Origin of the sequence: Vibrio sp. J502 (assembly GCF_025397955.1) — a bacterium.
Taxonomy (GTDB): Bacteria; Pseudomonadota; Gammaproteobacteria; order Enterobacterales; family Vibrionaceae; genus Vibrio; species Vibrio anguillarum.
Window position 1 is genome coordinate 1,177,298 of the sequence record NZ_CP104554.1, and the last position, 25,147, is coordinate 1,202,444.

26 protein-coding genes and 1 pseudogene are annotated in these 25,147 nt (G+C 44.5%); 15 read left to right on the forward strand and 12 right to left on the reverse strand.

Annotated features, from left to right (window positions below; all coding sequences use genetic code 11):
* A complete protein-coding gene (locus N5E84_RS05515) occupies window positions 1-1,014 on the forward strand; it encodes a fumarylacetoacetate hydrolase family protein (protein WP_019282147.1) in 1,014 nt (337 codons plus the stop codon).
* On the forward strand, window positions 1,011-1,661 hold the full coding sequence (maiA, locus tag N5E84_RS05520) for a maleylacetoacetate isomerase (protein ID WP_019282148.1): 651 nt from the start codon (window positions 1,011-1,013) through the stop codon (window positions 1,659-1,661). Before N5E84_RS05515 ends, maiA begins: the two co-directional genes overlap by 4 nt.
* A gap of 40 nt (window positions 1,662-1,701) precedes the next feature.
* On the opposite strand, the gene N5E84_RS05525 is transcribed toward maiA, so the two are convergent.
* From N5E84_RS05525 to N5E84_RS05535, 3 genes are all read right to left on the reverse strand, one after another.
* A complete protein-coding gene (locus N5E84_RS05525; RefSeq protein WP_019282149.1) occupies window positions 1,702-3,213 on the reverse strand; it encodes a M28 family metallopeptidase in 1,512 nt (503 codons plus the stop codon).
* Window positions 3,214-3,402: 189 nt separating this feature from the next.
* Complete coding sequence (locus tag N5E84_RS05530) at window positions 3,403-4,236, reverse strand: CPBP family intramembrane glutamic endopeptidase (RefSeq protein ID WP_019282150.1); 834 nt, start codon at window positions 4,234-4,236, stop codon at window positions 3,403-3,405.
* 117 nt (window positions 4,237-4,353) lie between these two features.
* Complete coding sequence (locus N5E84_RS05535) at window positions 4,354-5,061, reverse strand: glycerophosphoryl diester phosphodiesterase (protein WP_019282151.1); 708 nt, start codon at window positions 5,059-5,061, stop codon at window positions 4,354-4,356.
* Between the two features lie 192 nt (window positions 5,062-5,253).
* Here N5E84_RS05535 and N5E84_RS05540 point away from each other — a divergent pair, with 192 nt between their 5' ends.
* The 9 genes from N5E84_RS05540 to N5E84_RS05580 all read left to right on the forward strand — a co-directional run bounded on the left by N5E84_RS05540 (window position 5,254) and on the right by N5E84_RS05580 (window position 13,096).
* Window positions 5,254-6,030 (forward strand): MBL fold metallo-hydrolase, encoded by a 777-nt coding sequence (locus N5E84_RS05540; protein WP_019282152.1) that lies wholly within the window; start codon window positions 5,254-5,256, stop codon window positions 6,028-6,030.
* A gap of 155 nt (window positions 6,031-6,185) precedes the next feature.
* Complete coding sequence (locus tag N5E84_RS05545) at window positions 6,186-6,959, forward strand: DUF3450 domain-containing protein (protein ID WP_019282153.1); 774 nt, start codon at window positions 6,186-6,188, stop codon at window positions 6,957-6,959.
* The gene (locus N5E84_RS05550) at window positions 6,956-8,296 is read left to right on the forward strand and encodes a MotA/TolQ/ExbB proton channel family protein (RefSeq protein ID WP_019282154.1); all 1,341 of its coding nucleotides are present in this window, start codon (window positions 6,956-6,958) and stop codon (window positions 8,294-8,296) included. Before N5E84_RS05545 ends, N5E84_RS05550 begins: the two co-directional genes overlap by 4 nt.
* Window positions 8,296-8,844: a MotA/TolQ/ExbB proton channel family protein gene (locus N5E84_RS05555; RefSeq protein WP_017047623.1), complete on the forward strand. Its 549-nt coding sequence runs from the start codon at window positions 8,296-8,298 to the stop codon at window positions 8,842-8,844. Before N5E84_RS05550 ends, N5E84_RS05555 begins: the two co-directional genes overlap by 1 nt.
* On the forward strand, window positions 8,841-9,245 hold the full coding sequence (locus N5E84_RS05560) for an ExbD/TolR family protein (protein WP_013856855.1): 405 nt from the start codon (window positions 8,841-8,843) through the stop codon (window positions 9,243-9,245). The genes N5E84_RS05555 and N5E84_RS05560 overlap by 4 nt, the downstream gene beginning before the upstream one ends.
* Entirely contained in the window at window positions 9,245-9,865 is a 621-nt protein-coding gene (locus N5E84_RS05565) for an energy transducer TonB (protein ID WP_019282155.1), read from the forward strand. The genes N5E84_RS05560 and N5E84_RS05565 overlap by 1 nt, the downstream gene beginning before the upstream one ends.
* Window positions 9,862-11,046: a tetratricopeptide repeat protein gene (locus N5E84_RS05570; RefSeq protein WP_019282156.1), complete on the forward strand. Its 1,185-nt coding sequence runs from the start codon at window positions 9,862-9,864 to the stop codon at window positions 11,044-11,046. The genes N5E84_RS05565 and N5E84_RS05570 overlap by 4 nt, the downstream gene beginning before the upstream one ends.
* Window positions 11,047-11,203: 157 nt before the next feature.
* Window positions 11,204-12,067 (forward strand): patatin family protein, encoded by an 864-nt coding sequence (locus N5E84_RS05575; protein WP_019282157.1) that lies wholly within the window; start codon window positions 11,204-11,206, stop codon window positions 12,065-12,067.
* Between the two features lie 180 nt (window positions 12,068-12,247).
* On the forward strand, window positions 12,248-13,096 hold the full coding sequence (locus N5E84_RS05580) for a DNA ligase (RefSeq protein ID WP_029388217.1): 849 nt from the start codon (window positions 12,248-12,250) through the stop codon (window positions 13,094-13,096).
* A 78-nt stretch (window positions 13,097-13,174) separates the two neighbouring features.
* On the opposite strand, the gene N5E84_RS05585 is transcribed toward N5E84_RS05580, so the two are convergent.
* The 3 genes from N5E84_RS05585 to N5E84_RS05595 form a co-directional block, all read right to left on the reverse strand.
* Window positions 13,175-14,545, reverse strand: a complete 1,371-nt coding sequence (locus N5E84_RS05585) for an MATE family efflux transporter (RefSeq protein WP_026027236.1) — start codon at window positions 14,543-14,545, stop codon at window positions 13,175-13,177.
* Between the two features lie 252 nt (window positions 14,546-14,797).
* Window positions 14,798-15,001 (reverse strand): CPXCG motif-containing cysteine-rich protein, encoded by a 204-nt coding sequence (locus tag N5E84_RS05590; RefSeq protein ID WP_010320526.1) that lies wholly within the window; start codon window positions 14,999-15,001, stop codon window positions 14,798-14,800.
* A 157-nt stretch (window positions 15,002-15,158) separates the two neighbouring features.
* On the reverse strand, window positions 15,159-16,025 hold the full coding sequence (locus tag N5E84_RS05595) for a fructosamine kinase family protein (RefSeq protein ID WP_019282159.1): 867 nt from the start codon (window positions 16,023-16,025) through the stop codon (window positions 15,159-15,161).
* Window positions 16,026-16,429: 404 nt separating this feature from the next.
* On the opposite strand from N5E84_RS05595, the gene N5E84_RS05600 reads away from it, so the two are divergent.
* On the forward strand, window positions 16,430-16,771 hold the full coding sequence (locus N5E84_RS05600; protein WP_026027237.1) for a DUF3802 family protein: 342 nt from the start codon (window positions 16,430-16,432) through the stop codon (window positions 16,769-16,771).
* 11 nt (window positions 16,772-16,782) lie between these two features.
* Here N5E84_RS05600 and N5E84_RS05605 read toward each other — a convergent pair whose 3' ends face one another.
* Window positions 16,783-17,295, reverse strand: a complete 513-nt coding sequence (locus tag N5E84_RS05605) for a C40 family peptidase (RefSeq protein ID WP_019282160.1) — start codon at window positions 17,293-17,295, stop codon at window positions 16,783-16,785.
* Window positions 17,296-17,353: 58 nt separating this feature from the next.
* Between N5E84_RS05605 and N5E84_RS05610 the strand changes: the two genes are divergently transcribed.
* On the forward strand, window positions 17,354-19,429 hold the full coding sequence (locus tag N5E84_RS05610) for a methyl-accepting chemotaxis protein (RefSeq protein WP_019282161.1): 2,076 nt from the start codon (window positions 17,354-17,356) through the stop codon (window positions 19,427-19,429).
* 37 nt (window positions 19,430-19,466) lie between these two features.
* Here N5E84_RS05610 and N5E84_RS05615 read toward each other — a convergent pair whose 3' ends face one another.
* Window positions 19,467-20,258, reverse strand: a complete 792-nt coding sequence (locus N5E84_RS05615; RefSeq protein ID WP_019282162.1) for a sterol desaturase family protein — start codon at window positions 20,256-20,258, stop codon at window positions 19,467-19,469.
* A gap of 92 nt (window positions 20,259-20,350) precedes the next feature.
* Here N5E84_RS05615 and N5E84_RS05620 point away from each other — a divergent pair, with 92 nt between their 5' ends.
* Together N5E84_RS05620 and nagK are read left to right on the forward strand one after the other, a co-directional pair.
* Window positions 20,351-21,082: a tRNA-uridine aminocarboxypropyltransferase gene (locus N5E84_RS05620; RefSeq protein WP_019282163.1), complete on the forward strand. Its 732-nt coding sequence runs from the start codon at window positions 20,351-20,353 to the stop codon at window positions 21,080-21,082.
* A 156-nt stretch (window positions 21,083-21,238) separates the two neighbouring features.
* The gene (gene nagK / locus N5E84_RS05625) at window positions 21,239-22,150 is read left to right on the forward strand and encodes an N-acetylglucosamine kinase (protein ID WP_017050511.1); all 912 of its coding nucleotides are present in this window, start codon (window positions 21,239-21,241) and stop codon (window positions 22,148-22,150) included.
* A gap of 88 nt (window positions 22,151-22,238) precedes the next feature.
* On the opposite strand, the gene N5E84_RS05630 is transcribed toward nagK, so the two are convergent.
* From N5E84_RS05630 to fbpC, 4 genes and pseudogenes are all read right to left on the reverse strand, one after another.
* Window positions 22,239-22,514, reverse strand: a complete 276-nt coding sequence (locus N5E84_RS05630; protein WP_029388218.1) for a DUF2960 domain-containing protein — start codon at window positions 22,512-22,514, stop codon at window positions 22,239-22,241.
* Between the two features lie 198 nt (window positions 22,515-22,712).
* A pseudogene (gene mobB, locus N5E84_RS05635) lies at window positions 22,713-23,225 on the reverse strand (molybdopterin-guanine dinucleotide biosynthesis protein B); the annotation flags it as partial.
* Window positions 23,222-23,809: a molybdenum cofactor guanylyltransferase MobA gene (gene mobA, locus N5E84_RS05640; RefSeq protein WP_029388219.1), complete on the reverse strand. Its 588-nt coding sequence runs from the start codon at window positions 23,807-23,809 to the stop codon at window positions 23,222-23,224. The pseudogene mobB and the gene mobA, both read right to left, overlap by 4 nt.
* 268 nt (window positions 23,810-24,077) lie before the next feature.
* Window positions 24,078-25,133 (reverse strand): ferric ABC transporter ATP-binding protein, encoded by a 1,056-nt coding sequence (gene fbpC, locus N5E84_RS05645; RefSeq protein ID WP_017044718.1) that lies wholly within the window; start codon window positions 25,131-25,133, stop codon window positions 24,078-24,080.
* Window positions 25,134-25,147: the final 14 nt, after the last annotated feature.

Sequence of the window (25,147 nt, forward strand, 5' to 3'; positions counted from 1 at the left end):
ATGAAGTTAGCTACGCTAAAAAACGGCACAAGAGATGGTTTATTGGTCGTGGTCAGCCATGACTTATCAAAATGCGTTGCTGTGCCTGAGATTGCCGAGCATTTACAGCAAGCCTTAGACCGTTGGCAGGAAACCGCACCGATGCTCAGCGAAATTTACACGGCTCTGAATGAAGGCGAATTGCTGCAAGAGATGCAGTTTGATCAAACCTTGTGTCATTCGCCGCTGCCTAGAGCGTATCAATGGGCCGACGGTTCTGCTTACGTCAACCATGTCGAGTTAGTACGAAAAGCACGAGGTGCGGAGATCCCTGAAAGCTTCTGGAGTGATCCGTTAATGTATCAAGGTGGTTCGGATGCTTTTCTTGGACCGCGTGATGATATTCAAATGCAAGATGAAGCATGGGGAATTGATTTTGAAGCCGAAGTGGCCGTGATCACTGATGATGTCAGAATGGGTGCAACCCCAAGTGAAGCGGCGCAAGCGATTCGATTGGTGATGTTGGTTAACGATGTATCGCTGCGTGGTTTGATCCCTCAAGAGCTTGCTAAAGGATTTGGTTTTTTTCAATCCAAACCGTCTTCAGCATTCTCTCCTGTCGCTGTGACACCCGATGAACTAGGCTGCCATTGGGACGGCGGAAAACTCAACCTTCCATTGCTATCAACCTATAACAATAAACCATTTGGTTGCCCCAATGCTGGCGTGGACATGACGTTTGAATTCCCACAGTTAATTGCTCACGCAGCAAAAACGCGCCCCTTGTGCGCGGGCACTATTATTGGCTCTGGCACGGTTTCTAATAAACAGGGAACCGATTTTGGCAGTGCGATTGCTGAAGGAGGTATCGGTTATTCATGCATTGCAGAAGTGCGGATGATTGAAACCATTCGGGACGGTAAACCAAGCACCGAATTTATGAAGTTTGGTGACAGGATAACGTTAGAAATGCGTGATGATAAAGGGAACAGCCTGTTTGGTCTAATCGATCAACGCGTGGTGAAAGGGTCATGAGTGGCCTCAAGTTATATGGGTATTGGCGCTCTTCAGCCGCTTACCGAGTACGAATCGCACTTCACCTCAAGGCGCTCGATTACCAGTCGATTGCTATCCATTTAGTTAAGGAGGGCGGAGTGCAACATTCCGCCGAGTTTAGCGCTCTCAACCCGAGTGAGTTAATTCCGGTACTGGAAGATAACGGGCATTGCATTACTCAGTCGTTAACCATCATCGAATATTTGGATGACCAGTATCCCCAAGTCCGTTTGGTTCCGCTATCAGGTAAAGAGAAATATCAGGTTAAAGCACTGGCGCAAGACATTGCTATTGATATTCATCCACTGAACAATCTACGAGTTTTACAATATTTAACGCGTGAACTGGACGTGGATGAAAGTCAAAAAGGAGACTGGTATCGGCATTGGATAGCTATCGGTTTTCATGCTTTGGAAAAGAAATTGGCGACAGTATCAGGGGAGTACTGTGTTGGTGATCAATTGAGCTTAGTGGATGTTTGTTTAGTACCACAAGTGTATAACGCAGAGCGCTTTAATCTTGATATGGCGCAGTTTCCGATCATCAAACGAATCACTGCTGAGCTTCGTGCTCATCCGGCGTTTATTGCCGCTGCACCTGAAAACCAGCCCGATGCTGAGAGTTAATCGATTAGCCAGCCTTGCGGCTGGCTTTTCTTTACGCTGTTTATTGAGCATTCGCCACTAAACTTGCATTGCTGTAATTGTTGTATCCATGCAGCAAAATAGAATAGCGGCCCGGTTGAGCATTGGAGAACTGACACGTTTCATTATTGCCACTGCGATAAGGACGGCAGTCGTATTGCTGTAGATCGGCATCAGTTTGATACTTAACGTATAAATCGGCATCGCCGCTTCCCCCTGACAATACAATACTCAAGTTGCCCGCTTCCTGCAGTTCGAATTGATACCAGGTTTTGCTATTTCTGCTGGCCGATAAACCGTCCACAGGTACGCCATTTTTCAGTTGATTGCTCGGTGTAGGCGGTGTTGAGGCGTTACCCATTTCAACCACATAAGCCAATCCAAGTTTAGTAAATTTCACCGCATGAAATCCTGTTGGGTCGGAATTTTGCAGAGTGTCTTGCGGGCTATGAATATTAGGGTTGTAATCATTAAATTTGGATTCAAAAGGCATCGCAGCTGGGTAACCAACCGCATGCCAAGAGGCATGATCAGAGCAGGCATAGCCACAGGTATCAAATCCATAGGTTAATGACGGTAAATATTCATCCAATAGTTGTGTCAAATACTGGGTAAAATTACTGTCGGTGTAATCGCTCATAAACACAATATCTTCGCGTGAACCTTGGTAGTTAGTCATGTCTAACTGCATCACAGACATTACTTTTTTACCTTCGGCTTTAAAACGATTGGCTAAGTCTTGTGAACCTCTAAGGCCCACTTCTTCAGCAGCGTAAGCCATGAAAGCGATGCTGCGTTTAGGACGAAAATTTTGCTCAGACAACAAACGGATGATTTCTGTCACGCCCGCGATACCTGATGCATCGTCGTCCGCACCCGGCGCAATACTGCTTTCGTTGGTTCGAGAACCAAGTGTCGAGTCTAAATGCCCGCCAATCACCACCCATTCGTCAGGTTTTTCAGAGCCTGTAATTGTGAGCATTACCGATTTCTGGTTGTAGCCTGAATGTGTGATTTGTTCTACTTTGCTTGCGGGCAGTGATGCAGAGAGTGAGCGCCAATGATCTGCAATCCAATTCGATGCTTGAGCACCAGTCGAGGTGGAATAAAAGCGATTTTTAAACTGGGTTAAGGTGGTGATGGTACTGGTGATTTGTTGCGCTGATACTGATGGCAACCAAGCGTTAACGGTGGTTTGCTGAGTGATCTCCGGTGCACTGAAAGCGTTTAGATTCAGAGGCATTGCGCTGACACTCATCGCACTTTGTGCAGAAGGGTGCACCATATAACCACCACATCGCTGATGATTTTCGTGCATTTCATGTGAAAGCGTCGCCAACTCGCTTACTGGTACTTGCCCAACCCATACTGATGTTTGATTAACAATGTTTTCCGGTAATAGGCTTTGGGCTCCAGAGCGAAGAGCCGTTTGCGTCGCGTCACCACCAATGGAAATCCACACCTTTTCTTCTGCATAAGCGGTACTGAAACAGCCTGCTAGCGCAATCGCCAATAACGTTTGTTTCTGATTCATTCTCTCCTCCCTTGAGTATTATTATCAACATGACGTTGACCATAAACCCTAGGCCAAAAATAGGAATAATGAGAACAATTCGTTTTATATTCAGTTGTTCATAACGGTTGTCACTAAACTATCAATAAGGTATTTCATCGACTGAAAAAAAGAAAAAAGCCAGCGAAAACTTCAGCTGGCTTAAAGGTTTTAACGCTGTACCCATACTGGATAAGTGAAGAAAATAAGGTGGGAAAAATTAAAGAGAAAGTGGAAGAGTACGGCCGTCCATAAGCGCCCGCTTAGATGATAGATCGCGCCGTAGCCAATACCAGCTAATGTGGCAAATAGCGCCAAAGTCACGCCGCCAGAAAAATGCGCAAGACCAAATAGGGTGCTAGCGAGCGCAATACCGAGCCATAGACCGAATTTTTCACTAACGGCTTTTTGTAAATAGCCCCGGAAAAATGCTTCTTCCACCACACAGGTTAAAAGCAAATTATTGAGAGCAAAGAGCCACCACCAAGTCGGTAAAGATAACTCGGGCTTAATCGCGCCAAGCGCCCATGCGACAAAAAGCAAAGCAAAAAGAGGAATCGACACTTTACCGATCGCGGCCCAACGAATGGTTTGATGGTTGCCAAGGAGTGGCGGCCAAGCGAGTAGCAAAGCAAAAAATATCATAGGTTTATCTAGGTTTAAGTAGAGACGAAAGGGGGCACTATTTGCACCAGCCACCACATTATCCAGCACTTTAGGGTTATTAAAACCAGGAATAGCATGCAGCAGCAGTGCAATTGCCCATAATAGCAACGCACCATGAGCAAACCATTTCCAGCGGCCTTTCAGTTGTGGAATGTAATAAGCACCACATAATCCAATGGCGACATACAGTAGGGCCATTAACGATAATCGGTCTGTGAACCATCCGCCCACTAACGACAGTGCTAGCAAGGCGAATGCTGGACGTAACTGCTTTTGAAAACTGAAGATAACGGCAAAAAGCAGCGGGATCCAAATCCATAACGATGAGTCAAGTATCATAGAGAGTACCTTAGGAAATCATCCATATTATGAGTGATGACAGAGTGGAAGAGTGGCGCATTATGAAGAATCATTCTCAATAAAGAGATTCTACCAGTCAGCTAAACGCTTGCAGGCTTACAAAAAGCACTGTGGATCGTCACTAAAAATGGCGTCAACCGAGTTGAGATGTTTGAACTTTTTCGGATTATTCACCGTGTAGCACCAAATTTGGTAACCCGCTTGATGTAACTCGGCAATGTGTTTTGCACTGATCCATTGATAGTTAAGGTTACAGCCAAAGGCGTCAATTTCGGCTAACACTTGCTTATCTTTACGCGTTAATCGCTCGCTCAACACCGCCAATTTATAACCCGGACAATGCTGATAAAGCTCGCGCATGATAGCGTGGTTAAAACTGGAGAGAACAATCTGTTCATTCGGTAATCCACATTGATCCAGTTGCGCTTTAAGCTGAGCAGCGACTTGAGCAACATCGTGTTTATCCACTTTGACTTCAATGTTTAAACCAAGGCTGTGCTGCTTTGCGAGTGTCAGCAACGTCTCTAATGTCATGATGGGTTCGCCTGCAAATTGAGGATCAAACCAACCGCCAAAGTCGAACTGTTGTAATTGCTCAAGCGTGTAAGAATCAATGCGCCCTTTGCCATTACTGCAACGATCAATGGTGTGATCGTGGCAAACAACCAATATATGATCTTGAGTCGGTTGCACATCCACTTCAACCCACTTTAGGCCTAAATCAATAGCGGCTTGCACACTCACTTGCGTATTTTCAGGGTAATGGCCGGCCACTCCGCGGTGGCCAATAATCATAGGCTTCATAGCGTTATCTCTACACAATTAAAACCGGCTCAGCATAGCGCGTGCCTTCTATTTTGTCTTCAAATTGATGGAATTGATGGAATTGATGGAATTGATGGAAATGAGAGACGACGCGCTTTGGACATCACTTTCGCTAATGCTATGCTTATCCAACATCAGGCAGGAGGTCTGATCTGTCAAGTAGGGATAACGGTGAAGCTACATACGATCAAAGGCTATATTCAGAATATGTATCTGGCTGAATATCCAGAACGATTATTATTGCTAGACGGTGCAAGTCGAGCAGACATACCTACGTTGCAGCACTTCATTGAGAATGAACTGAACCGTCCTTTTTCCCATCTGCATACCGTTGTGGTAACTCACATGCATCCAGATCACGCTGGGGCAGCTCATCAATTGCGTGCATTAACGGGTTGTAAAATCATCTCTGCCAATAAAGATCATGATTGGTATCGTGGTTTGGACGGATTTTGTATGCATCTAGCCGATCTTGCGCTTGCGCGTTTGATGGCGAATCGCCTAGGCCGCCCGCGGCAGAATTTATGGTATCCACGTGTCTTAAAGCCTGACATTAAGCTCAACGATGGCGACACTATTCCTCATTTTAACGAATGGCAAATCTTAGAAACTCCAGGGCATACCGACCGAGATTTGTCTGTCTACCATGCACAGCAAGGCATTGTGTATGTTGCCGATTTAATGGTTGAAGTGAAAAAGCAGTTGATTGCCCCTTTTCCTATTTTCCATCCCAATCAATATCGCCAGTCACTTGAACGGATCTTCAAGCTCAACCCAGAAACACTGCTTCTTGCACACGGCAAAGAGGGGCGTTTGAGCGAAAAAACCTACCAACACCTGCTAAATACCGCACCTATACGGCCCATCACACATTGGCGAGTGGTCAAAATAAAAGTCAAAAGTTTAATGAAGTCTGTTTGGCAATTTGGGGTCAGTAAAGGTAAATAAAGGGTAGGTGGCTTTAAAACTCATCAACAAAGAGTGTTCGCCGCATACTGTGGTTGTTTGCACCGGAAAAAATCGTTACAATGCGATCCTTGATGATAATGAGAGCTTTTATCAACAAGGTGATAACACTTCGTTGAAGGTAATGAATAACGTCTATGAATCTTTTAAAAATCAGCTTGTCCTTGGTGGCGACTACCAGTTTGTTCGCAGTAAATGCTTCTACACTCAGTGACGCGAATGCCATCCAAAATAAAACCAATTCGGCTTCAGTCGCCAGCCAACAGAACATCAATCACAGTTCTCAATCAGCGTTGCTGATGCAAGCTGATATCGATCAGTTAAAAGAAGAAGTGAAAAATCTCACTATTTATCGTAATCACTTGGCATCGCTGGTGGAAAACCAGAATCAGGAAGCGCAAAGTTTATCGTCACAAATTGATGAGATAAAACTGACTCGCCAAGGCATCGTTCCTTTGATGTATCAGATGATCGACGGGCTACGTACCCTAATCGAAAACGACAAACCATTAAAGCGCGAAACGCGTTTAGAGCGTTTAGAAAAGCTGGAATCGATGATGGTGCGATCGGATGTCAGCGATGCTGAAAAATACCGCCGTATTCTTGAAGCGTACCAAATCGAAATTGATTACGGGACTAAACTGGGTGTTTATCAAGGCGCAGTGGTGCTCAATGAAAACAAAACCATTGAAGCTGATATTTTATACGTTGGCCGTTTATCGCTGGTGGCTCGTAGCTTAAATGGCAAACAGTATTGGAGCTGGAGCCAAAACTCGCACCAGTGGACCGATGTCGATAGTGGGCTATATGCCGATTTAGATACCGCTTTCAAAATGGCCAACAATTTAATTACACCAAACTTAATGACGATTCCTGTTTCACTTGAGTTAGTAGAGGAGCAAAGCAAATGAAGATGGTTTTCTCTCTCTCATCACTCTGTTTAACACTATTGGCTTTCAACAGCTTTGCTTCTACGGAATTAGTCAGCAACGCCAAAGTGGAAAACAAACAGCAGCAGCAGCACAATATCGAACGCGAAGCGGGTTTTAAACAAACCGAACAGCAGCTACGCCGCGCCAAAGCAGAGCTAGAAGCTCAGCGCCAAGATTTACAAGCGCAAGCGGATAAGCTAAGCACGCAATTCAGTAATAATGAAAACCGACTAGCACGTTTAGAAGAGCAGCTTCGCTTAGAAACAGGAAGCCTTGGAGAGCTGTTTGGTGTGGTACGCCAAAATGCCAAAGCATTAAGCAGTGAATTGGAATCTTCCATCACTGCGGTTGATCGCCATCAGTATACATCGCGGGTACAAGAAATTGTCGCCGCAAAATCTTTACCCTCGATGCCGCAGCTGACGGGGTTATGGCACAGCTATGTTGAACAGATCATCGCCAGTGGTGAGCTAAGCCGCGTTCAGATCGCATTTATCAATGGTGACGGTGTCACGCAAAGTGTGGCCGCTTATCGTATTGGAACCTTTGGTTTGGTGACAGAGCAAGGTTATGTCAAATGGAACGGGGATAAACAAGCCTCCACCGCTTATTTGAAACAACCGGACAATGGACCGATTTTCTCTGGCCTAAATACGGGAGAAATCGAAAGCTTGGTGGTCGATCCTTCGCGTGGCATCATGCTTGAACAGCTAGCCCTTACGCCAACGTTAGCCGAACGGCTACAAATGGGTGGTGCGGTCGGGAACATCATTTTGGTACTGCTTGGTATTGGTTTAATCATTGCTTTCTATCGCGGCTTCGCATTGGTGATGACTCACCACAAGATCAAAGCGCAGCTTAGAGATGTACAGAAAATTGGTAATAACCCATTGGGGCGTGTACTCAGCGTCTATAACAAAGAGCAAAATCGCAGCGTAGAAGCGTTGGAGCTGCGCTTGCTGGAAGCGGTGGTCGATGAACAAGCGCATTTGGAAAAAGGTTTATCGATGCTGAAGTTATTAGCCGCGATTGCACCGATGCTTGGGTTGTTAGGTACGGTGACCGGCATGATTGAAACCTTCCAAGTGATCACACAATTTGGTAATGGTGATCCGAAAGTGATGGCAGGTGGTATTTCAATGGCCTTGGTGACTACCGTGCTGGGTTTAGTCTCTGCGATTCCACTGTTACTGGCTCACAATATCTTAAGCTCTCAAGCCGAAAATATTCGCTCTATTTTAGAAAAACAGGGGATTGGCCTCGTTGCTGCGCAAGCAGAACAAGAATGCCAAGCTTCAATGAGGAATGCGGCGTAATGAACAGCGTATTGCCAAGCGCACTGCTCAGCAATGACTGGCTAACAACCTTGCAGCAGTTTATGCAGCAAGGGGGTATCGTCTTATGGTGGCTAGCTGGGGTGGTGGCGCTTTATTGGTTGTTGATCATCGAACGCGTACTGTTTGTGGTGTTGAGCTTTCCTAAATATCGAAAAGGGTGGTTAGAACAATGGCATCAACGCACGGAACATCATTCATGGTATGCCCATGCGATTCGCGAAGGTTGGCTTGGTGAAGCACAGCAGATGCTGCGCCACAACCTTAACATGATCAAACTGCTCGTCACACTTTGCCCAATGTTAGGGCTGCTCGGCACAGTCACCGGAATGATCTCTGTGTTTGATGTGATGGCAAATCAAGGCAGTAGCGATCCTAAATTGATGGCATCTGGCATTTCATTGGCCACATTACCGACAATGGCCGGAATGGTCGCGGCCCTTGCGGGCATGTTTGTGCATGCTCGTCTTGCAAAAAAGTGTCATCTACTTGAATTAAAATTAGAAAAATCGTTAAGGAGTTTGCGATGAGATTAGGCAGACGCCAACCAAGAAATGATGAAGCGCAGATAGACTTAACATCGATGCTCGACATCGTCTTTATCATGCTGATTTTTTTCATTGTCACCAGCTCATTTGTTCGTGAATCAGGTGTTGAGGTTAACCGTCCTCAAGCTTCTCACGCGGTGAGCCAGAAAGATGCGGGTATTTTTGTCGCTATCAATGCATCCAATGATATTTACATCGACAAACGCTTGATTGATGTTGAACGTGTAGAGGCCACCCTAGAACATCTGCTACTCGAACAACCAGATGCGGCGTTAGTGATTCAAGCGGATGAACATGCTTATAACGGTACGGTTGTTAAAGTGATGGATGCGGCCAAAGGGGCCGGAGTGAAAAATATCGCATTGGCGGCGGAGAAGCGTTAATGGGACGTTTACTGCTTGCTTTGCCAATTGCAGGAGCGATTTCGCTGGCGCTGTTCAGTTTTATGGCGTGGATGGTGGATAACGGTAACCAACACGCTGTAAAACCAACTCAAGCACTGCGATTTAACATGGTGATGATGGAACAAGAACACGATTTACAGCGTCGCCAACGTAGCGTTCCGGAACCTTTAAAGTTGCCTGAGCCGCCACCGCAAGCACAAGTGACACAGTCACAAACTACCGCTACGGCCGCTACATCACTCACTAGTTTACCAGCTTTGGGTTTGGATACAGCGCTTAATGGGGTGGCGATTAGCGCACCAACCTTTGGTAATTTTGGCTCAAACCAGCAGGCAATGCCGTTATATCGTGTCGAGCCGCTTTATCCAAGCCGAGCTCTAAAGCGAGGCGTAGAAGGTTTCGTTACATTAAGCTTTACCATTGATACAACAGGAAAAGCCGTCGACATCAATGTCGTCGATGCCAATCCTAAACGTATGTTTGAGCGTGAAGCGATGCAAGCGCTGAAAAAATGGAAGTATCAACCTCAGATTGTTGACGGCAAAGCCATTGAGCAGCCGGGACAAACCGTGACTGTGGAGTTTAAAATCGCCAAATGATGAAACGTATGTTGATTGGCTTATCACTTGTTATCGGCTCGCTCTCTTTAAATGCGAGCGAATTAAGTGCGACAACAGTCCTGAAAGTGCAAAAAGCACAGCAATTTGCATTAGAAGAGAACCTCACTCAAGCCATTGAGGTACTGAGCAGTGTTGAAACGTCACGTCTTTACGATAAAGCATTTGTTGCCCGGATGCTTGGTGTGTTTTATTGGCAAAGTGGTCAGCCCAAAGCGGCAGTCAAACAGATCAAGTACGCTGTAGAGAGTGGAGAGCTGCAAGATGAGCAGGCATGGACCACCGAACGTATGTTGGCTGATCTGTATGTCAATGAACAACAATTTGAAAAGGCGTTACCGCACTACTACCAATTATTGAAATCCGTTCCTCCTTCACAGAAAGTAGACGATCTGTGGTTGCGTATCGCACAAACCCACTACCAAATTGCACAATGGAAAAAAGTGCTGCATGCGTTGGATAAATACCAAACCGTGACACCACTCAATACTAAAAACCCACTGTCACTTAAATTAGGTGCGCAGCTTCAGCTAGAACAATGGAGGGCGGCCATTCCAACTTTAGAAAAACTGATCATGCTGGAGCCTGACCAAGCCAGTTGGTGGCGACAGTTGGTCGGTTTACATCTGCGTTTAGATCAGCGTCGTCAAGCATTAAACAGTCTAGCGTTAGCCAAATTACAAGGTGTGGAATTAACCGATAAGGATAAACACTTGCTCGCGCAGTTGTATGCGCAAAATGGCATTCCAGAACGTGCGGCGCAAGTTCTGCAAACATTATCTGATGCTGATCAAGACTTAACTTTACTGAAAGAGCAAGCCACTTACTGGCAGCAAGCCAAAGAATGGCAATCCGCGATCAGAACATGGACAAAAGCAGCTGAACAGGATGAGCAATACTATTGGCAAGTGGCGCTGCTGTACAACCAGCAAGGGCAATTTAAAGAAGCGTTACAGGCGTTGGATAAAGTCACCACGCGCGAGAAAAAAGCCGATGTCGCGTTAGCGCGAGTTCATGCGCTGTACAAACTCAATCAACTCGATAATGCTCTATACCAAGCCAAGCAAGCTGAAAACCTAAACCCATCAAGCCATGCCAAAGGATGGATCAAATTCCTTTCTCGTTTACAAAAAGTTCAGCAAGCGCAAACTGCTAATATCTGATCATAGCGCCTCATCTGCCCGATGATGAGGCGTCTGACCTTTTACGATTTTTGAATCGTCATTATCAAGACTGACATTTGTTCGGTTTTGCCTATCTTAGTGATAAAGAGAACCTATTATTGTCTTTCTGATTTTTTCCGTACCATAACGTTTAACGATGAAGTACAGAGAGAGAATCATGATGAAAGCGTTAGTGGTTGAAGGTGGTGCGATGCGCGGCATTTTTGCCAGTGGAGTCTTGGATAGTTTTTTACAACATCAGCATAACCCATTTGATTTTGTATTAGGTGTTTCAGCTGGAGCTTCAAACTTAATCAGCTACCTTGCGAAGCAACCGAGACGCAGTTATCACGTTGTAACTCAGCTTGCCACCGACCGTCTTTTTTTTAACCCAATTCGCTTTATTAAGGGGGGAAATCTCGTCGATGTGCGTTGGCTAATCGATGAGTCCAACCGACGTTATCCGATTGATGAAGACAAACTGTTTAACTCAGTCCCTTTCTTTGCCGTTGCAACCAATATCGAAACGGGTAAAGCCGATTATTATCGAGTGACTCAAGAAAACTTGAGTACGGCCATTGAGGCCACATCCGCGCTACCGATAGTTTATAAGCATACGCCTTGTTTCCATGGTGGTTGCTACACTGATGGAGGGGTTGCTGACTCGATCCCTGTTAAAGAAGCGTATCGCCGTGGAGCACGAGATATTACGGTTGTTTTATCACATCCACTTAGCTATATCATGTCGCCCCCTAAAAGTAAGTGGATGATGAAAAAACTCTTTTCACGCCATCCAAATATGGCTAAATCAATGCTATTTCGTGCGAAACATTACAACCAATCACTTGAATTTATTCGCAATCCACCTTCTGATGCCATCATCCGAGTAATCGCGCCACCTGAAGGGTTTCCCGTTAAGAGATTGACGATGAAGTTACCGTTGCTCAACATAGGCTATGACATGGGCTTAAAAGCCGGGCAAAATCATTTGGAGTGGCTTGAATACACACGTGCAGCCTAAAAACGCTTAGGTTTAAAATGCTGATAAAACACTATCTACATGTCGTAACTGTCTATGTAATAAGCTGTTTTTTAGAGATGATTGAGTATGAATTTCATCGCAATTTATCTTGTTTATGGTTTTCATATGAGTGGCACGTGCTAAGTATGTACCACATTTTGATTGATCGAGCCTGATGGCATGCAACTGAAACTATCGCTACTCTCCATCGCTTTATTGAACACAATTCCTGTCACTGCAACGGAAAACTTTCAGATGTTTATTCCGGTCACAGCAGCCAATAGTTACCAACATGGCATTGATGTTGCTGAGTACTGGAAAAGTGAAAAACTGGATGGAATTCGCGCCGTCTGGAATGGACAATATCTTCATACGCGTAATGGTAATAAGATAAATGCGCCTGCTTGGTTTACTGCATCATTACCTAATAAAGCATTAGAAGGAGAGCTTTGGGCTGGACGAGGTCAATTTCATCACGTTCAACAAACGGTATTGGATACCATACCAACCGATGAAGCGTGGCAAAGCATCCGCTTTATGCTGTTTGATATGCCCGAAGCGATCGGTGACTACCAAAAGCGATACCGCAATCTCATCCACTTATACTCACTCATGAATGCTCCGCACATTACCTATATTGAACATTCACCAATTCACTCAGAAAAAGAGCTGCTTGGGTATTTAGACAACGTAAGTGATGGGCAGGGTGAAGGGGTGATGCTGCGAAAAATTAATGCCCATTACCAAGCCGGCCGCAGTAACGATTTACTTAAGCTTAAAAAACACCAAGATGCTGAAGCTACGGTCATTGGTTATAAACTGGGTTCTGGCAAATATCAAGGTATGATGGGATCAGTGCTAGTGCGCTTAGAAAACGGTGTTGAGTTCTATATCGGCAGCGGTTTTTCTGATGAGATCAGAAATAATCCGCCAAAGATCGGATCCATTATTACTTTTCGTTTTAATGATCTCACTGCAGAAGGGAAACCAAGATTTGCACGTTTTATGAGAGAAAGGCCAGCAATATAAATAAGGCCAGACAATGTCTGACCTTATTATTTCATCGCAACGCCTTTTCGCCACGTTGAAATTCAGAGAATCAAGCTGTTATTTCGATGCAAAATCGAGTTGCACGCTATCGGCTTGTTGATGCATCCAGTGTAAGCGGATACCCAGCATTAAAGCAGCAGAAGATAAGCCAACGATAAATCCTATCCAGAACCCACTGGCACCCATAGGTTCGACAATGAAATCTGTCATTGCTAATACATAGCCCGTTGGCAAGCCAATCATCCAATAAGCGATAAAGGTACGATTAAAAATAGCCGTCATGTCTTTATAACCACGTAGCGCTCCTGCTGCAACGACTTGAATCGCATCCATACATTGATAAATAGCCGCAAAAATAAGCAACTGCATCGCCATGGCTACAACGGCTTGGTTTTCCGTATAAAGCAAAGCCACATATTCACGAAATAGGACCGTTAACGTCGCCGTGATAATTGCAGTAGATAAACCGACTAACAAGCCAACCTGTGAAGCGATGGTTGCCCCTTCAATATTTTTTTCGCCCAGCTTATGGCCAACACGGATGCTCACTGCCGCGCCGATACTCATCGGTAACATAAAAATTAATGATGAGAAATTCAAAGCGACTTGGTGAGCCGCCACCACCAATGAACCGAGTGGAGCGACCAACAATGCGACCACAGCAAATAGAGTAACTTCAAAAAATATCGCTGCCGCCACAGGAAAACCAAGCTTGAATAAGCGAATTTGCGCTTTCAATTGTGGTTTATGGAATTCACCAAAGATATTAATGTGCGCCATGCGTTTAGAAGTGACGACATAAAACAGCAGCATAAAAAACATCAACCAATAGACAATTGCCGTCGCCACACCACAACCTACACCGCCTAGCTCTGGTGCGCCAAATTTTCCGTATACGAAAATCCAGTTAAGTGGAATGTTAACTAATAAGCCCGCGAAACCAATCACCATAGCGGGTTTAGTCAGTGAGATACCATCCGTGAAACTGCGCAATGCTTGAAATAGTAAATAAGAAGGTACGGCAAACATCACGGCGTACATGTACCCGTTAGTTTTTTCAGCCATCAACGGCTCAATATCCATCCACCCCAAAATCCATTGAGTTTGAAAAAGAACACCAATAATGGGAATAGAGACAAACAACGCTAGCGCTGCGCCTTGCTGTATTTCAAAAGGAATTTTCTTTTGCCGCCCTGATCCGTTGAGTTGCGCTACCACAGGAACCAACGCCATTAACAACCCAACACCAAACAGAATCGAAGGTAGCCAAATACTCGCCGCGATCGATACCGCAGCCATATCAATCGCACTCACACCACCAGCCATGACAGTATCTACAAAGCCCATTCCAGTTTGAGCAATAGAGGCAATCAACACAGGTGTTGCCAATTTGATTAAATTTGAAGCTTCTTGTTTATAACGATGCACAAATATCTCCAGAGGAAGGACAAGCAAAAATCGCGACCAATAATCAACTTATCGCGTAGGCATGGATGATAAAGAAATGTCACACTAAGCTCCATGAAAAACTGATGAAATTACCTAATGTTTATTGGGAAGGTTGCTCGTCGCGCTGTATGTGGTGAAATCTATTTTAGATAAAGCTTGATTAGGCTAGATAGGAGGGCTTGGCGTGTTGCACGTAACCATTAAGAAGAGCGCTTGCCAAGCGCTCACTTTTTAAAAGATTTGTTCATCATCGGCATCAACAAACAACTCTATTTTGTCTAAACGTTCATCGACCATCATATTGAGATGAATCGCATGGCAACAGGCGGGGCAATCGTCATAAAACTCTTGGCTACCATTTGATGCATCTAGGGTGATCCTAATGGAATGACCGCAGTGAGGGCAGTTGACCATTCTTTCCGTATAATTTTTCATATCTCTTTCCTTACATCCTTGGAGATACCTTAATACTAAGTCGCTAAGTTCCTTTAAGCGGCAAATTAAGTTCAAATTTTGAATTGGCCCATAAAACAACAAAAGAGCCATTTATTAAGGCTCATTTGTTGTCTATACAGCTCGGTTGTTTACACCGTTAAAAGGAGAGGATTTTCTTGATCAAACTTTCCGCTTCGACCAAATAGTGGCCACCAAATTGATTGTAGTGATTGAGGACATGATAGAGGTTATAAATATTCTTACGTTCCACATAGTCCAAACTCAAAGGTAAGATACTCTCATAGCCTTGGTAAAACTCAGGTTGAAAACCTTCAAATAATTCTGTCATTGCGATATCGCATTCACGATCACCCCAATAACAGGCAGGATCGTAGCAAATTGGACCAAATACCGAGTTTGCCACATTCCCATGCCACAAATCTCCATGCAGCAGAGATGGGCGAGGGCTATGGTTAGCTAAGCGAGATTGGACAACGTCGACCAACTCGCTGATATTGAACAACTCAATTCCTTTTTCACGCAACAATTGCAATTGCCAGCCGATACGTTGTTCCGCAAAAAAACGACCCCATTTTTTGTCCCACGGATTTGGCTGCAAAGTGGAACCAATATAATTTTCTGCATCAAACCCATACTCTTTTTGTTCTCCCCATTGATGCAGTTTGGCCAGTTGTACACCGAACTCATAGCTGTTCGTCGCGTTATCTAGGGGTTTGGTTGGTAGATAGTTTAAAACAATGAACGCATGATTTTTACTGGTTCCAATCATCACTAGCTCGGGAACCTGTACTGTTGACGTTTCACGAAGCGAACGTAGGTTTTCACCCTCAATCTCAAACTTAGCTAAGAAGTCTCGTGTGTTTACTTTAACAAAATAGCGTTGCTCACCATCGCTGATCATGTAGCAATCACTAATGTCACCACCGCTGACTTTTTCTTTTTCAACAGGGTTAAATTCAAACATGAGCGTATCGGATAACTGCTGAATGAGAGTTTGCCACATAACGACCTCTGCCTTGATTTACTTAATAATTCGTAGTTTAGGTCATGGTTACGAATATTTCAGAAGTGCGTGACACATAATTTGGCCACTTTCCTTTTGAGGGAGCACCAATGCTCATAAATGTGATTAAGTGCAAGAATTTGCAGATGCGAATACAGAAATAGTATTAAAAATAACGCTATATTTTTCATAAGTTGATCTTGCTTAGGTGCTAGTAACCCAATTTATAGGATGCCGTATCCTACTTTGGGGAAAATAAATGCTCGTGAAATAGATGCTTATCAAGAAATCGCGGGAAATTTGAACGTCTAAACTATCAAATCTGTGAAAATGGGCTGACATGGCTTAGTATTATTGAAGGTACAGTGATTACTAGCAATTTAGCGGTAAAGCGGAGAATTAAAGTGGTTGTAGAAACCGATGGTTATTTGGCTCTGATAGAGCATCTCTCTTTTAATATGGATGTGTTCACATCAGGCGGAGATATTGGCGCTGAAAGTGTAGAAGATGTTGTGACCGACATGGTTTCAAGCAACATCATGGCTATTTTTGAACAAAACCCTGAGCTACATTCCAGTGTTCGATTCCAGTTGCTCAAAGAAGCCGATTCTGTAGTGGAAGATCTTGGTGAAGTATTGGCGGGTGTTTGGAGTAAACCTGCGACCAACGAACAGATCCTTTTTCTTGATGAATACATCGCCTTAGTGAAGAATCTGTTCGATACTGCCGTTGCGAAGTACGACTAATTGAAGTATGACTAATCAGAGTTAGGCGGGCTTATAATCCGCCTAAATTGCCAGAATTTAGAAGCCCAATAGGGGTTATCGATTCTTGAGATCATCACACCTTTAGACGTAGAGGCATGCATGAATTTTTTGTCTCCTAGATAGACTCCAACATGATTGCTCGTCCTTGATGTTTTAAAAAAGACCAAATCCCCGCGCTGCGCATTTTGATAATTTACCTCAAACCCCGTTTGACTCTGTGAGCGTGTGGTTCGTGGTAGAGGGATCTGCCATACATCTTTAAACGCTATTTGCACAAATGCTGAGCAGTCGACTCCGTTCAACGTTTCACCACCTAATCGGTACGGCACTCCTTGCCAGCGCTGAAAAACCGTGCCTAATCCATCGTCTTTATCTTGAACAATTGACAGAATCTCTTCTTGAGTAACATAAGTAGGGCCAAAATTGGACGAAATAGGCGATCCTACGCAACCCGTTAGCACACTAGTTATTGATAATGCGAAGAGTATTGGACTTTTAATCATTTATCATCCCAATGAAATGTAACTGAAACATTTTTGAAATATTGCATTCCTACTATGGTTGAGCCTTAACACATTCTCTAATCACTTAGTTGCATTTATCATGAATTCCTCAATAAATAATCGACATTCACTGTCGTTGATTCAAACCATCAGTGCCATTTTCATCACGATGACGTTACTGGTGGTCCTTTTATCCATCACCAGTTTAAAAAGCATCGATAAGGTAGGGCTACAGTTTTCTGGATTGTCTGAACAAACACTACCTTTGGCATTAAATAATGCAAGGTTGACGCAAAATATATTAGAACAAGTACAATCTCTCGGAGATGGCATTCGCACAACGGAATCGGCAGAATTAGAAGCGGTAAACCAGCAATTAAGCCACTTAAACCAGCAAACGGACCAACTTACTGACCAGCTTTTCTCCATCGCTACTCGTATCGGTAACGCGATTACTCAAGATCATCAAGTGTCGTTACGCAGCAAAAGTGCGGCTTTTCAGCAGCTCACCTATTCTATTTTATCAACGCAGGCCTCTTTGCTTGAACAGCAGAATGCTATCGATAACGCCGCCACCGCGTTTCGTTACGGATTAAGCTCCATTGGACCGGAGATGAACCGGATCAGTTCATTTCTCGCATTAGATAACCCGGAATCGATGGATGCGGCTAACCGCTTTATTGCCAGTGCAAGTTCGATGGAAAGTACCTTCTTACTGTTAATGATGCAAAGCGATCCTGAACAGGCCAAAGTGCAATTTAAGGAAATCCGTAATCGCATGGCAGGAATTGAGCTAGCCTTTGATGATTTCAAAGAGTGGCATCCTGATGTTATGGAGTTTGCAAGCCTGACGGCACCTTATGAAATGGTTAAAGCGGGTTTTGTTGAGCATGGCATTTTAGCACTGATCTTAAATAAAATTGAGCAAGCACAGCAGCAGCGACAAGAAATGGCACAAGCTGCGCAGCTAGCCAAAGACACGGTAGCACTGCTAAATACGATTTCTGCCACCGCAAGTGAGTTGATCAAACATAGTGAGAACGTGGTTCATGACGCAATGCTAATGGTTAAGCAAGTACAATATACTGGCGGCATTATTCTGGTCGCTTTGGTTTTACTTGCATGGCTAGGGTTACGCCACTGGCTAAAGCTGGGGCTGAATAACTTATTGGCCAAGCTTGCATTATTAACTCAACACGATTTTTCTCAACCCGCTCGCTTGATTGGCCCGAGTGAATTTAAAGAAGTTGCTCTACAACTAAACCAAGTTATTGAATCAACAAAATATTCAATTTCTACCGTAACGCGCAATTGTGAAGTGCTCTACCAAAATGCCGAAACCAGTCACGATGCAGCCGATAAATCCAACCGCAGTTTAGCCGCACAAAATGATTCGTTGGTTAACATGGTTTCCACAGTGAGTGAGTTGGAATCGGCGATTCGGAATATCGCGCTTGTGACCAGTGAATCTTATGAAGAATCAGTGGCTGCCAGCCAGTTTTCTACGCAAGGGGTGAAAGTTGTGGAACAAAACCGTGTTCGCTTGGAATCTCTTGAAAATACACTGCATTTAAACGATGAAGCAATGCACGAGCTTGACCAGCGCGTGAAGAAAATTCGCGAGATGGTGGATATGATCAGCGGTATTGCTGACAGCACCAACTTACTGGCGTTGAACGCCGCGATTGAAGCAGCAAGAGCTGGCGAACAAGGGCGTGGTTTTGCGGTTGTAGCCGATGAAGTACGCAAATTAGCCAGCGATACATCACAGCAAACCACCAATATCCGGGACATGATGAATGAACTCACCAATGCAACGCAGCGCTCTCGTCAAGCGGTATCGGATTCGCGGCAAGAGATGAGTAATGCGCTGCAATCGAGTCAAGAAGTCAAAACAACATTTGAGCAGATAGAAAAAGCAGTGGAACAGATTCGTGCTCGAGTTGAGCAGATAAGCGTTGCAACAGAAGAACAAGAACGAGCGACGGCCGATGTAAGTCAATCTATCAGCCAAGTTTCATCGCAAGGCGAGCAAACCAAATTACAGCTTGAAGCCATGGTCGAAAGTTCAGAGCAGGTGGCTGAAGTTGCGGGTGAACAGCAGGCTATGTTGCATAAATATACGCTCAACTAGCTTATCCAGTGCGAATTTCTGTATTTTCATGACGTTGTCACTTTTTTCTAAATGGTTGGGTAAGCATTTTATCCAACCACTGCTCACGCTTCTCTCGAAAGAGTGGTAGGCCGATAATGACCTGCTTATGGCCCAATTCTGGCTGCGCACGATAAGTACGAAATAGCCGATCCCAACATGACAAGAAAAAACCAAAATTGGAGTGAGTTTCTCGCACAATGACTGAATGATGTACCCGATGCATGTCAGGTGTCACCACCAACCAGCGAAGCCAACGGTCCATTTTCAACGGTAATTTTGCGTTACTGTGGTTAAACATCGCGCTCGCATTGAGCACAACCTCAAATATCAATACCGCGAATGGGCTGACACCCAAAATGATCACGCAAGTGATTTTGATCCACAAAGAGAGGATCATCTCAAGTGGGTGAAAGCGCGAGCCAGTGGTCACATCAATATCTTGGTCAGCGTGGTGCATGCGATGTAAACGCCATAACCAAGGAGAGAAGTGAAAAAGCACATGCTGGGCGTAAATCACGCCATCAAGAATAATAACTGACAGTGTAATTTCAGCCACTTGTGGTAAATCCACCCAATTAAAAAGGCCAACCGAGTCTTGCTGCGCCCAATAAGCCGCTTCAATGGCTAACACTGGCATCAATAGCGATAAGCACACACTATTTAAACCAACCAAACCTAAATTATTCAGCCAGCGAGTGGCTTTACTTTGGGTGAGTGTTTTACGTGGGCAAGACCATTCCCACAGCGCACAAAGCATAAATACAGCGAAAAATACGCTCAAACGGATCAATTCAGGGTTCAGGTTCATGCTTAATGGCTCATATTCAATGGTCTTGTACTAGGAATCTGCTTGTACTGTAAGTACAATCGGCAGCACTTTCCAGCTTGCCGCCCTGATTTATGAGAATCCACGCATTTAACCATTTGTTCCAACATCGCTTAGCGTTATCGACCAAACCTTTTCAAGCTCGTGGTGCGAAAGTTGAACGTTGCGCCTATTGTCAGGTCGCCACGCAATACTGCTTATGCAGCCATCAACCGGATATGGATACGGATATCGCAGTATTACTGCTGGTTTCTGCAAATGAAGTATTTAAACCCAGTAATACTGGTCGACTAATTGCCGATGTGATTAAAGAAACTTACGTTTATCAGTGGAATCGCACCGAACCTCACGCGGAAATGCTAGCACTATTGAATAATCCCGCTTATCAACCAGTCGTCACTTTTCCCGAAGAGCATGTGGATGAAAAGCCTCGAGTAATGCAAAGCCCTCCCAGCGTGCACGATAAACGCAAACCACTGTTGATATTGCTTGATGGAAGCTGGCGCGAGGCAAGACGAATGTTTCGCAAATCACCTTATTTGGATGCGCTTCCGGTGATGTCTATCGCACCTAAAAGCGTATCGCAATATATGATGCGTAAATCTGATAATGAGCAGCATTTATCAACGGCTGAAGTGGCGTCATTGGTATTGGCTGAAGTGGGTGAGCATCAAGCCTCTCTGCTATTAAGCCAATGGTTTGAAGTGTTTCGGGAAAGTTACTTACTGAGTAAAACCCGCCTAAAACATGATTTGAGCAGGCCAGTCTTGAAACGTTTCATCGACCAGCAGCAAAGCGAGACGTGACTCTAAAGTTGATCGATTTGGTGATGAGTAATTGTTCAATCGAACCTATAGACCAGATAAATTGGTACTTGGTCACGGATTGTAGGCTGAGCTCTGTGGATAATGCCCAAAGTTTTATTTTTAGCTCATTGATGAGCAAATTTTAGGAGAGATTGCATGTACTACGGCTTTGATGTCGGTGGCACTAAAATTGAGTTTGGTGCGTTTAATGAGAAGTTAGAACGCGTAGCAACGGAGCGCGTTCCTACCCCAACAAACGACTACAATCTGCTAGTTGAAACCATTGCGCAGTTGGTGAGTAAATATGACGCGCAATTGGGTGTGGAAGGTAAAATAGGCCTTGGCCTACCAGGTATGGAAGATGCTGATGATGCTACGGTATTAACCGTCAACGTTCCTGCTGCAAAAGGCAAACCATTGCGTGCTGATTTAGAAGCAAAAATTGGCCGCAGCGTGAAGATTGAAAACGATGCAAACTGCTTTGCGCTTTCTGAAGCATGGGACGATGAGCTGAAAAATGAGCCTTCGGTTATGGGCCTAATTCTCGGCACAGGTTTTGGTGGCGGCCTTATCTATGAAGGGAAAGTATTCTCTGGTCGTAACCACGTAGCAGGGGAGTTTGGTCATATGCGTCTGCCTCTTGATGCATGGTTACATCTTGGCGATAACGCGCCGATGCTCGGCTGTGGTTGTGGCAAGAAAGGATGCTTAGACAGTTATCTCTCTGGCCGCGGTTTTGAGCTATTGTACGAGCACTATTATAGCGAGCACAAAAAAGCGATTGATATCATTCACGCCAATGAAGCAGGTGAAGCGAAAGCCGTTGAGCATGTTGAGCGCTTTATGGAACTACTTGCCATCTGTTTTGCCAACATTTTCACAGCCAATGACCCACACGTTGTTGCACTCGGTGGCGGTTTATCAAACTTTGAATTGATCTACCAAGAGATGCCTAAACGCGTACCGAAATACCTGCTTTCTGTCGCGAAATGTCCGAAGATCATCAAAGCAAAACATGGTGATTCAGGCGGCGTACGTGGTGCGGCTTTCCTTAATATCAAATCATAAAATCAAACAAAAAGGGCCTATAATCAAACGGGCCCTTTTTTATATCAGTCAAAAGTTAACTTTTTAACCTGATTAACCTAAGTTCTGGTTATTGAGTGTTAGCGCCTTTTTTACCCACACCTACGTTTTCTTTTTGTTGCAGTGTTAACTTGCTAAAGCCTAACTTTTTAAAGTGGTTATCGCGGTAATTGCGTACCGCTTTTGCGTCAGAAATCATTTCCAGCTGCTGTTCCATTTTTAAAAAATCAGTAATATCAATACCTTCCGCTTCGGCTACTGCTTCTTGAATGTTGTGATGCTTTTCGTAAGAAAAAGTCAGCGTTTTATCTTCATTTTTGTAAGTGTACAAAATGGTGCGAGCCATGATCATCTCTCTAAAATCGTCATTCCCAATCTCGGGAAAATAAAAAAAGGTTGATCGCTTACTATCAACCAATTGAAAATGGGGGCGTTGGCAGCGCTGAAACATGACTAACCAACATGTAATGAGCTAGATTTTGCCTTTAAGTGGGATAATTGTCACGCTTTCACCACCGAAATAGCGCAGGATATTTCATTTACAACGCTGTACATATTCAATCACAAACGCCGCGATTGCATCGAGATTATTGATGTCCATTTGTGGTAAAGCACTTTTCACAACTTCATCCGCGGCGATAGCGATGATATTTTCATCATTTGGATATAGCCAAGGTTTACCCACTTCAGCACGGTGCAATTCAATTTTTGGAAAGGCGAGGTTTTTACACCCTTCAACTAAAATTACGTCGAGTTTATCGCAATCAAAGCGAGACAAAAGATATTCGAAATCGGGTTCGGCTTCTGGCGTCTCAGTCATCATGGCATGACGATAGCGCGATGCAACTAACATCTGGCTTGCCCCCGCTTTACGCAGCCGATGGCTATCTTTACCTGGTTTATCAATATCAAAATCGTGGTGCGCGTGCTTAAGTACGCCTAATGTTAGGCCTGCTGCCCTTAACTTGGGCAATAAGGCTTCAAGCAGGGTCGTTTTTCCTGTGCCAGAGTAGGCCGCAAAACCAAGTAAAGGGCATGAAGGCGCTTGATATTTCATGATGTCAAAGTTCCAAATTGTGCCAGATCTTGAGGCGTGTTGAGGTTCAAAAAGCAGTTTGGCGAGTCGCTAAAGTCAACGTAATCTGTGTGGCATTCTTGATAAAAACGGGTGATTTTTCTCTCGCCACGTTCTAAAAATGCAGTCAGTGTTGGCTGCACACGTTGGTGAATAAGGGTGAATACGGGTTGAGCGAAGTGACCATCATGGGCGACTAAAATATCATGCGAGTCTTGAACAGCATGGCAAAAACGCGCAACAAGATCGTCATTGATCAACGGGCAATCGCAAGGGACAAATCCAACCCAATCGGTTTGTGCATGGGTTAACCCTGCCTGAATTCCAGCGAGTGGCCCGGGATAATCAGCCATGGTATCGGAAATGACAGGCGCAAACTGACGATACTGTGCATGGTTACGATTAGCGTTAATCGTCAGGTTAGTAGATTGCGGCTTAAGCTTATTCATGACATGTTGAATCAAAGGTTGGCCATTGAGTTCAATCAGCCCTTTGTCTTGTCCACCCATACGGCTGGCTTGCCCACCCGCTAAAATAACCCAACTTGTTTGTGTGGGAAGTAACATGAAATGTCTCTTAATTGTGCGATGAGAAGAGCGCCGTACAGACAAGTTAAACTCATTGATTGAGCATCACTCGCCCATTTTTAGTGGCGACAAACCAAGGTAAGGATGATAACGCAACTCATGCCTTGGTGCTAACTGGCTGATGATTATAACCAATCTCACTTGTGCGGGTGGATCTTTTTCATTGCTCTCGTTAAGTTGTTCATTGCTCTCACTAAGACACAAACGCCTCCATTCGTTTGGAGGCGTTTGGTCAAGCTAGGCAGTATTAAGCATCTTCAGGTAGTAGGAATAACCCAACGGGGTTGATCGTCAGGTAAGGGTGATCAGCGTAACTGGGGTCAAATTGTGACGAGTTGAGTTGCAGTAACAGCTCTTTGTTGTGCCATTTAACCAACACTTCATACATCGACCCCATGTAAGCAATACTGGTAATTTGACACTGTTGGCAGGCATCACCGTCCGCGCAGAGCAAAATAGCTTCTGGTCGAACACCAATTTGATAATTTCCCGCAGGCAAAGCCGTGACACTGTCATCATTAGCGGGGATCTTATAGCCATTGATGATCAAATATTCACCATCATATTGACCCTCAAAAATATTGGCTTCGCCCATGAAGTTGGCCATGAACATCGAGGTTGGGTGCTTATACAGTTGAGTTGGTGACCCCTGCTGCATGATGTCGCCATCTTTCATCACAATCACAGTATCAGAAACGGCAAAGGCCTCAGCCTGATCGTGCGTCACATACAAAGAGGTGATATTAAAACGCTGTTGCAACTCTCGAATAGTTTCACGCATGCTGCGTCTTAAATTGGCGTCCAAGTTACTGAGCGGTTCATCGAATAGCAATACCTTAGGCTTAAGCACCAACGCGCGAGCGAGCGCTACTCGCTGTTGCTGACCTCCTGAAATTTGGTCAACGTAACGTTCCCCAAAGCCTTCTAAATCAACCAATTTCAAGGCTTCATCCACTCGCTGTTTCACTTCATCTTTACTCAAGCCAATCATTCTTAGGCCATAACCTACGTTGTCATGTAAGGAAAGGTGAGGAAACAGAGCGTAAGATTGAAACACCATGCAGATGTCACGTTGCTGGATGGAGGTACTCGTGACATCTTCACCATCAATAAAAATTTGGCCGCTGGTTGGTTTTTCGAGCCCTGCGACCAAACGCAGCACGGTCGTTTTTCCACATCCTGAAGGGCCGAGCAGTGTTACAAGGCTGCCTTTTTTGATTTCTAAATCCAAATTACCAATGACGGTTTTATCGCCAAAACGCTTGCAGACATTCTTTAAAACAACAAAGTTTTCATTTTCCATGGTGATATCTCCAA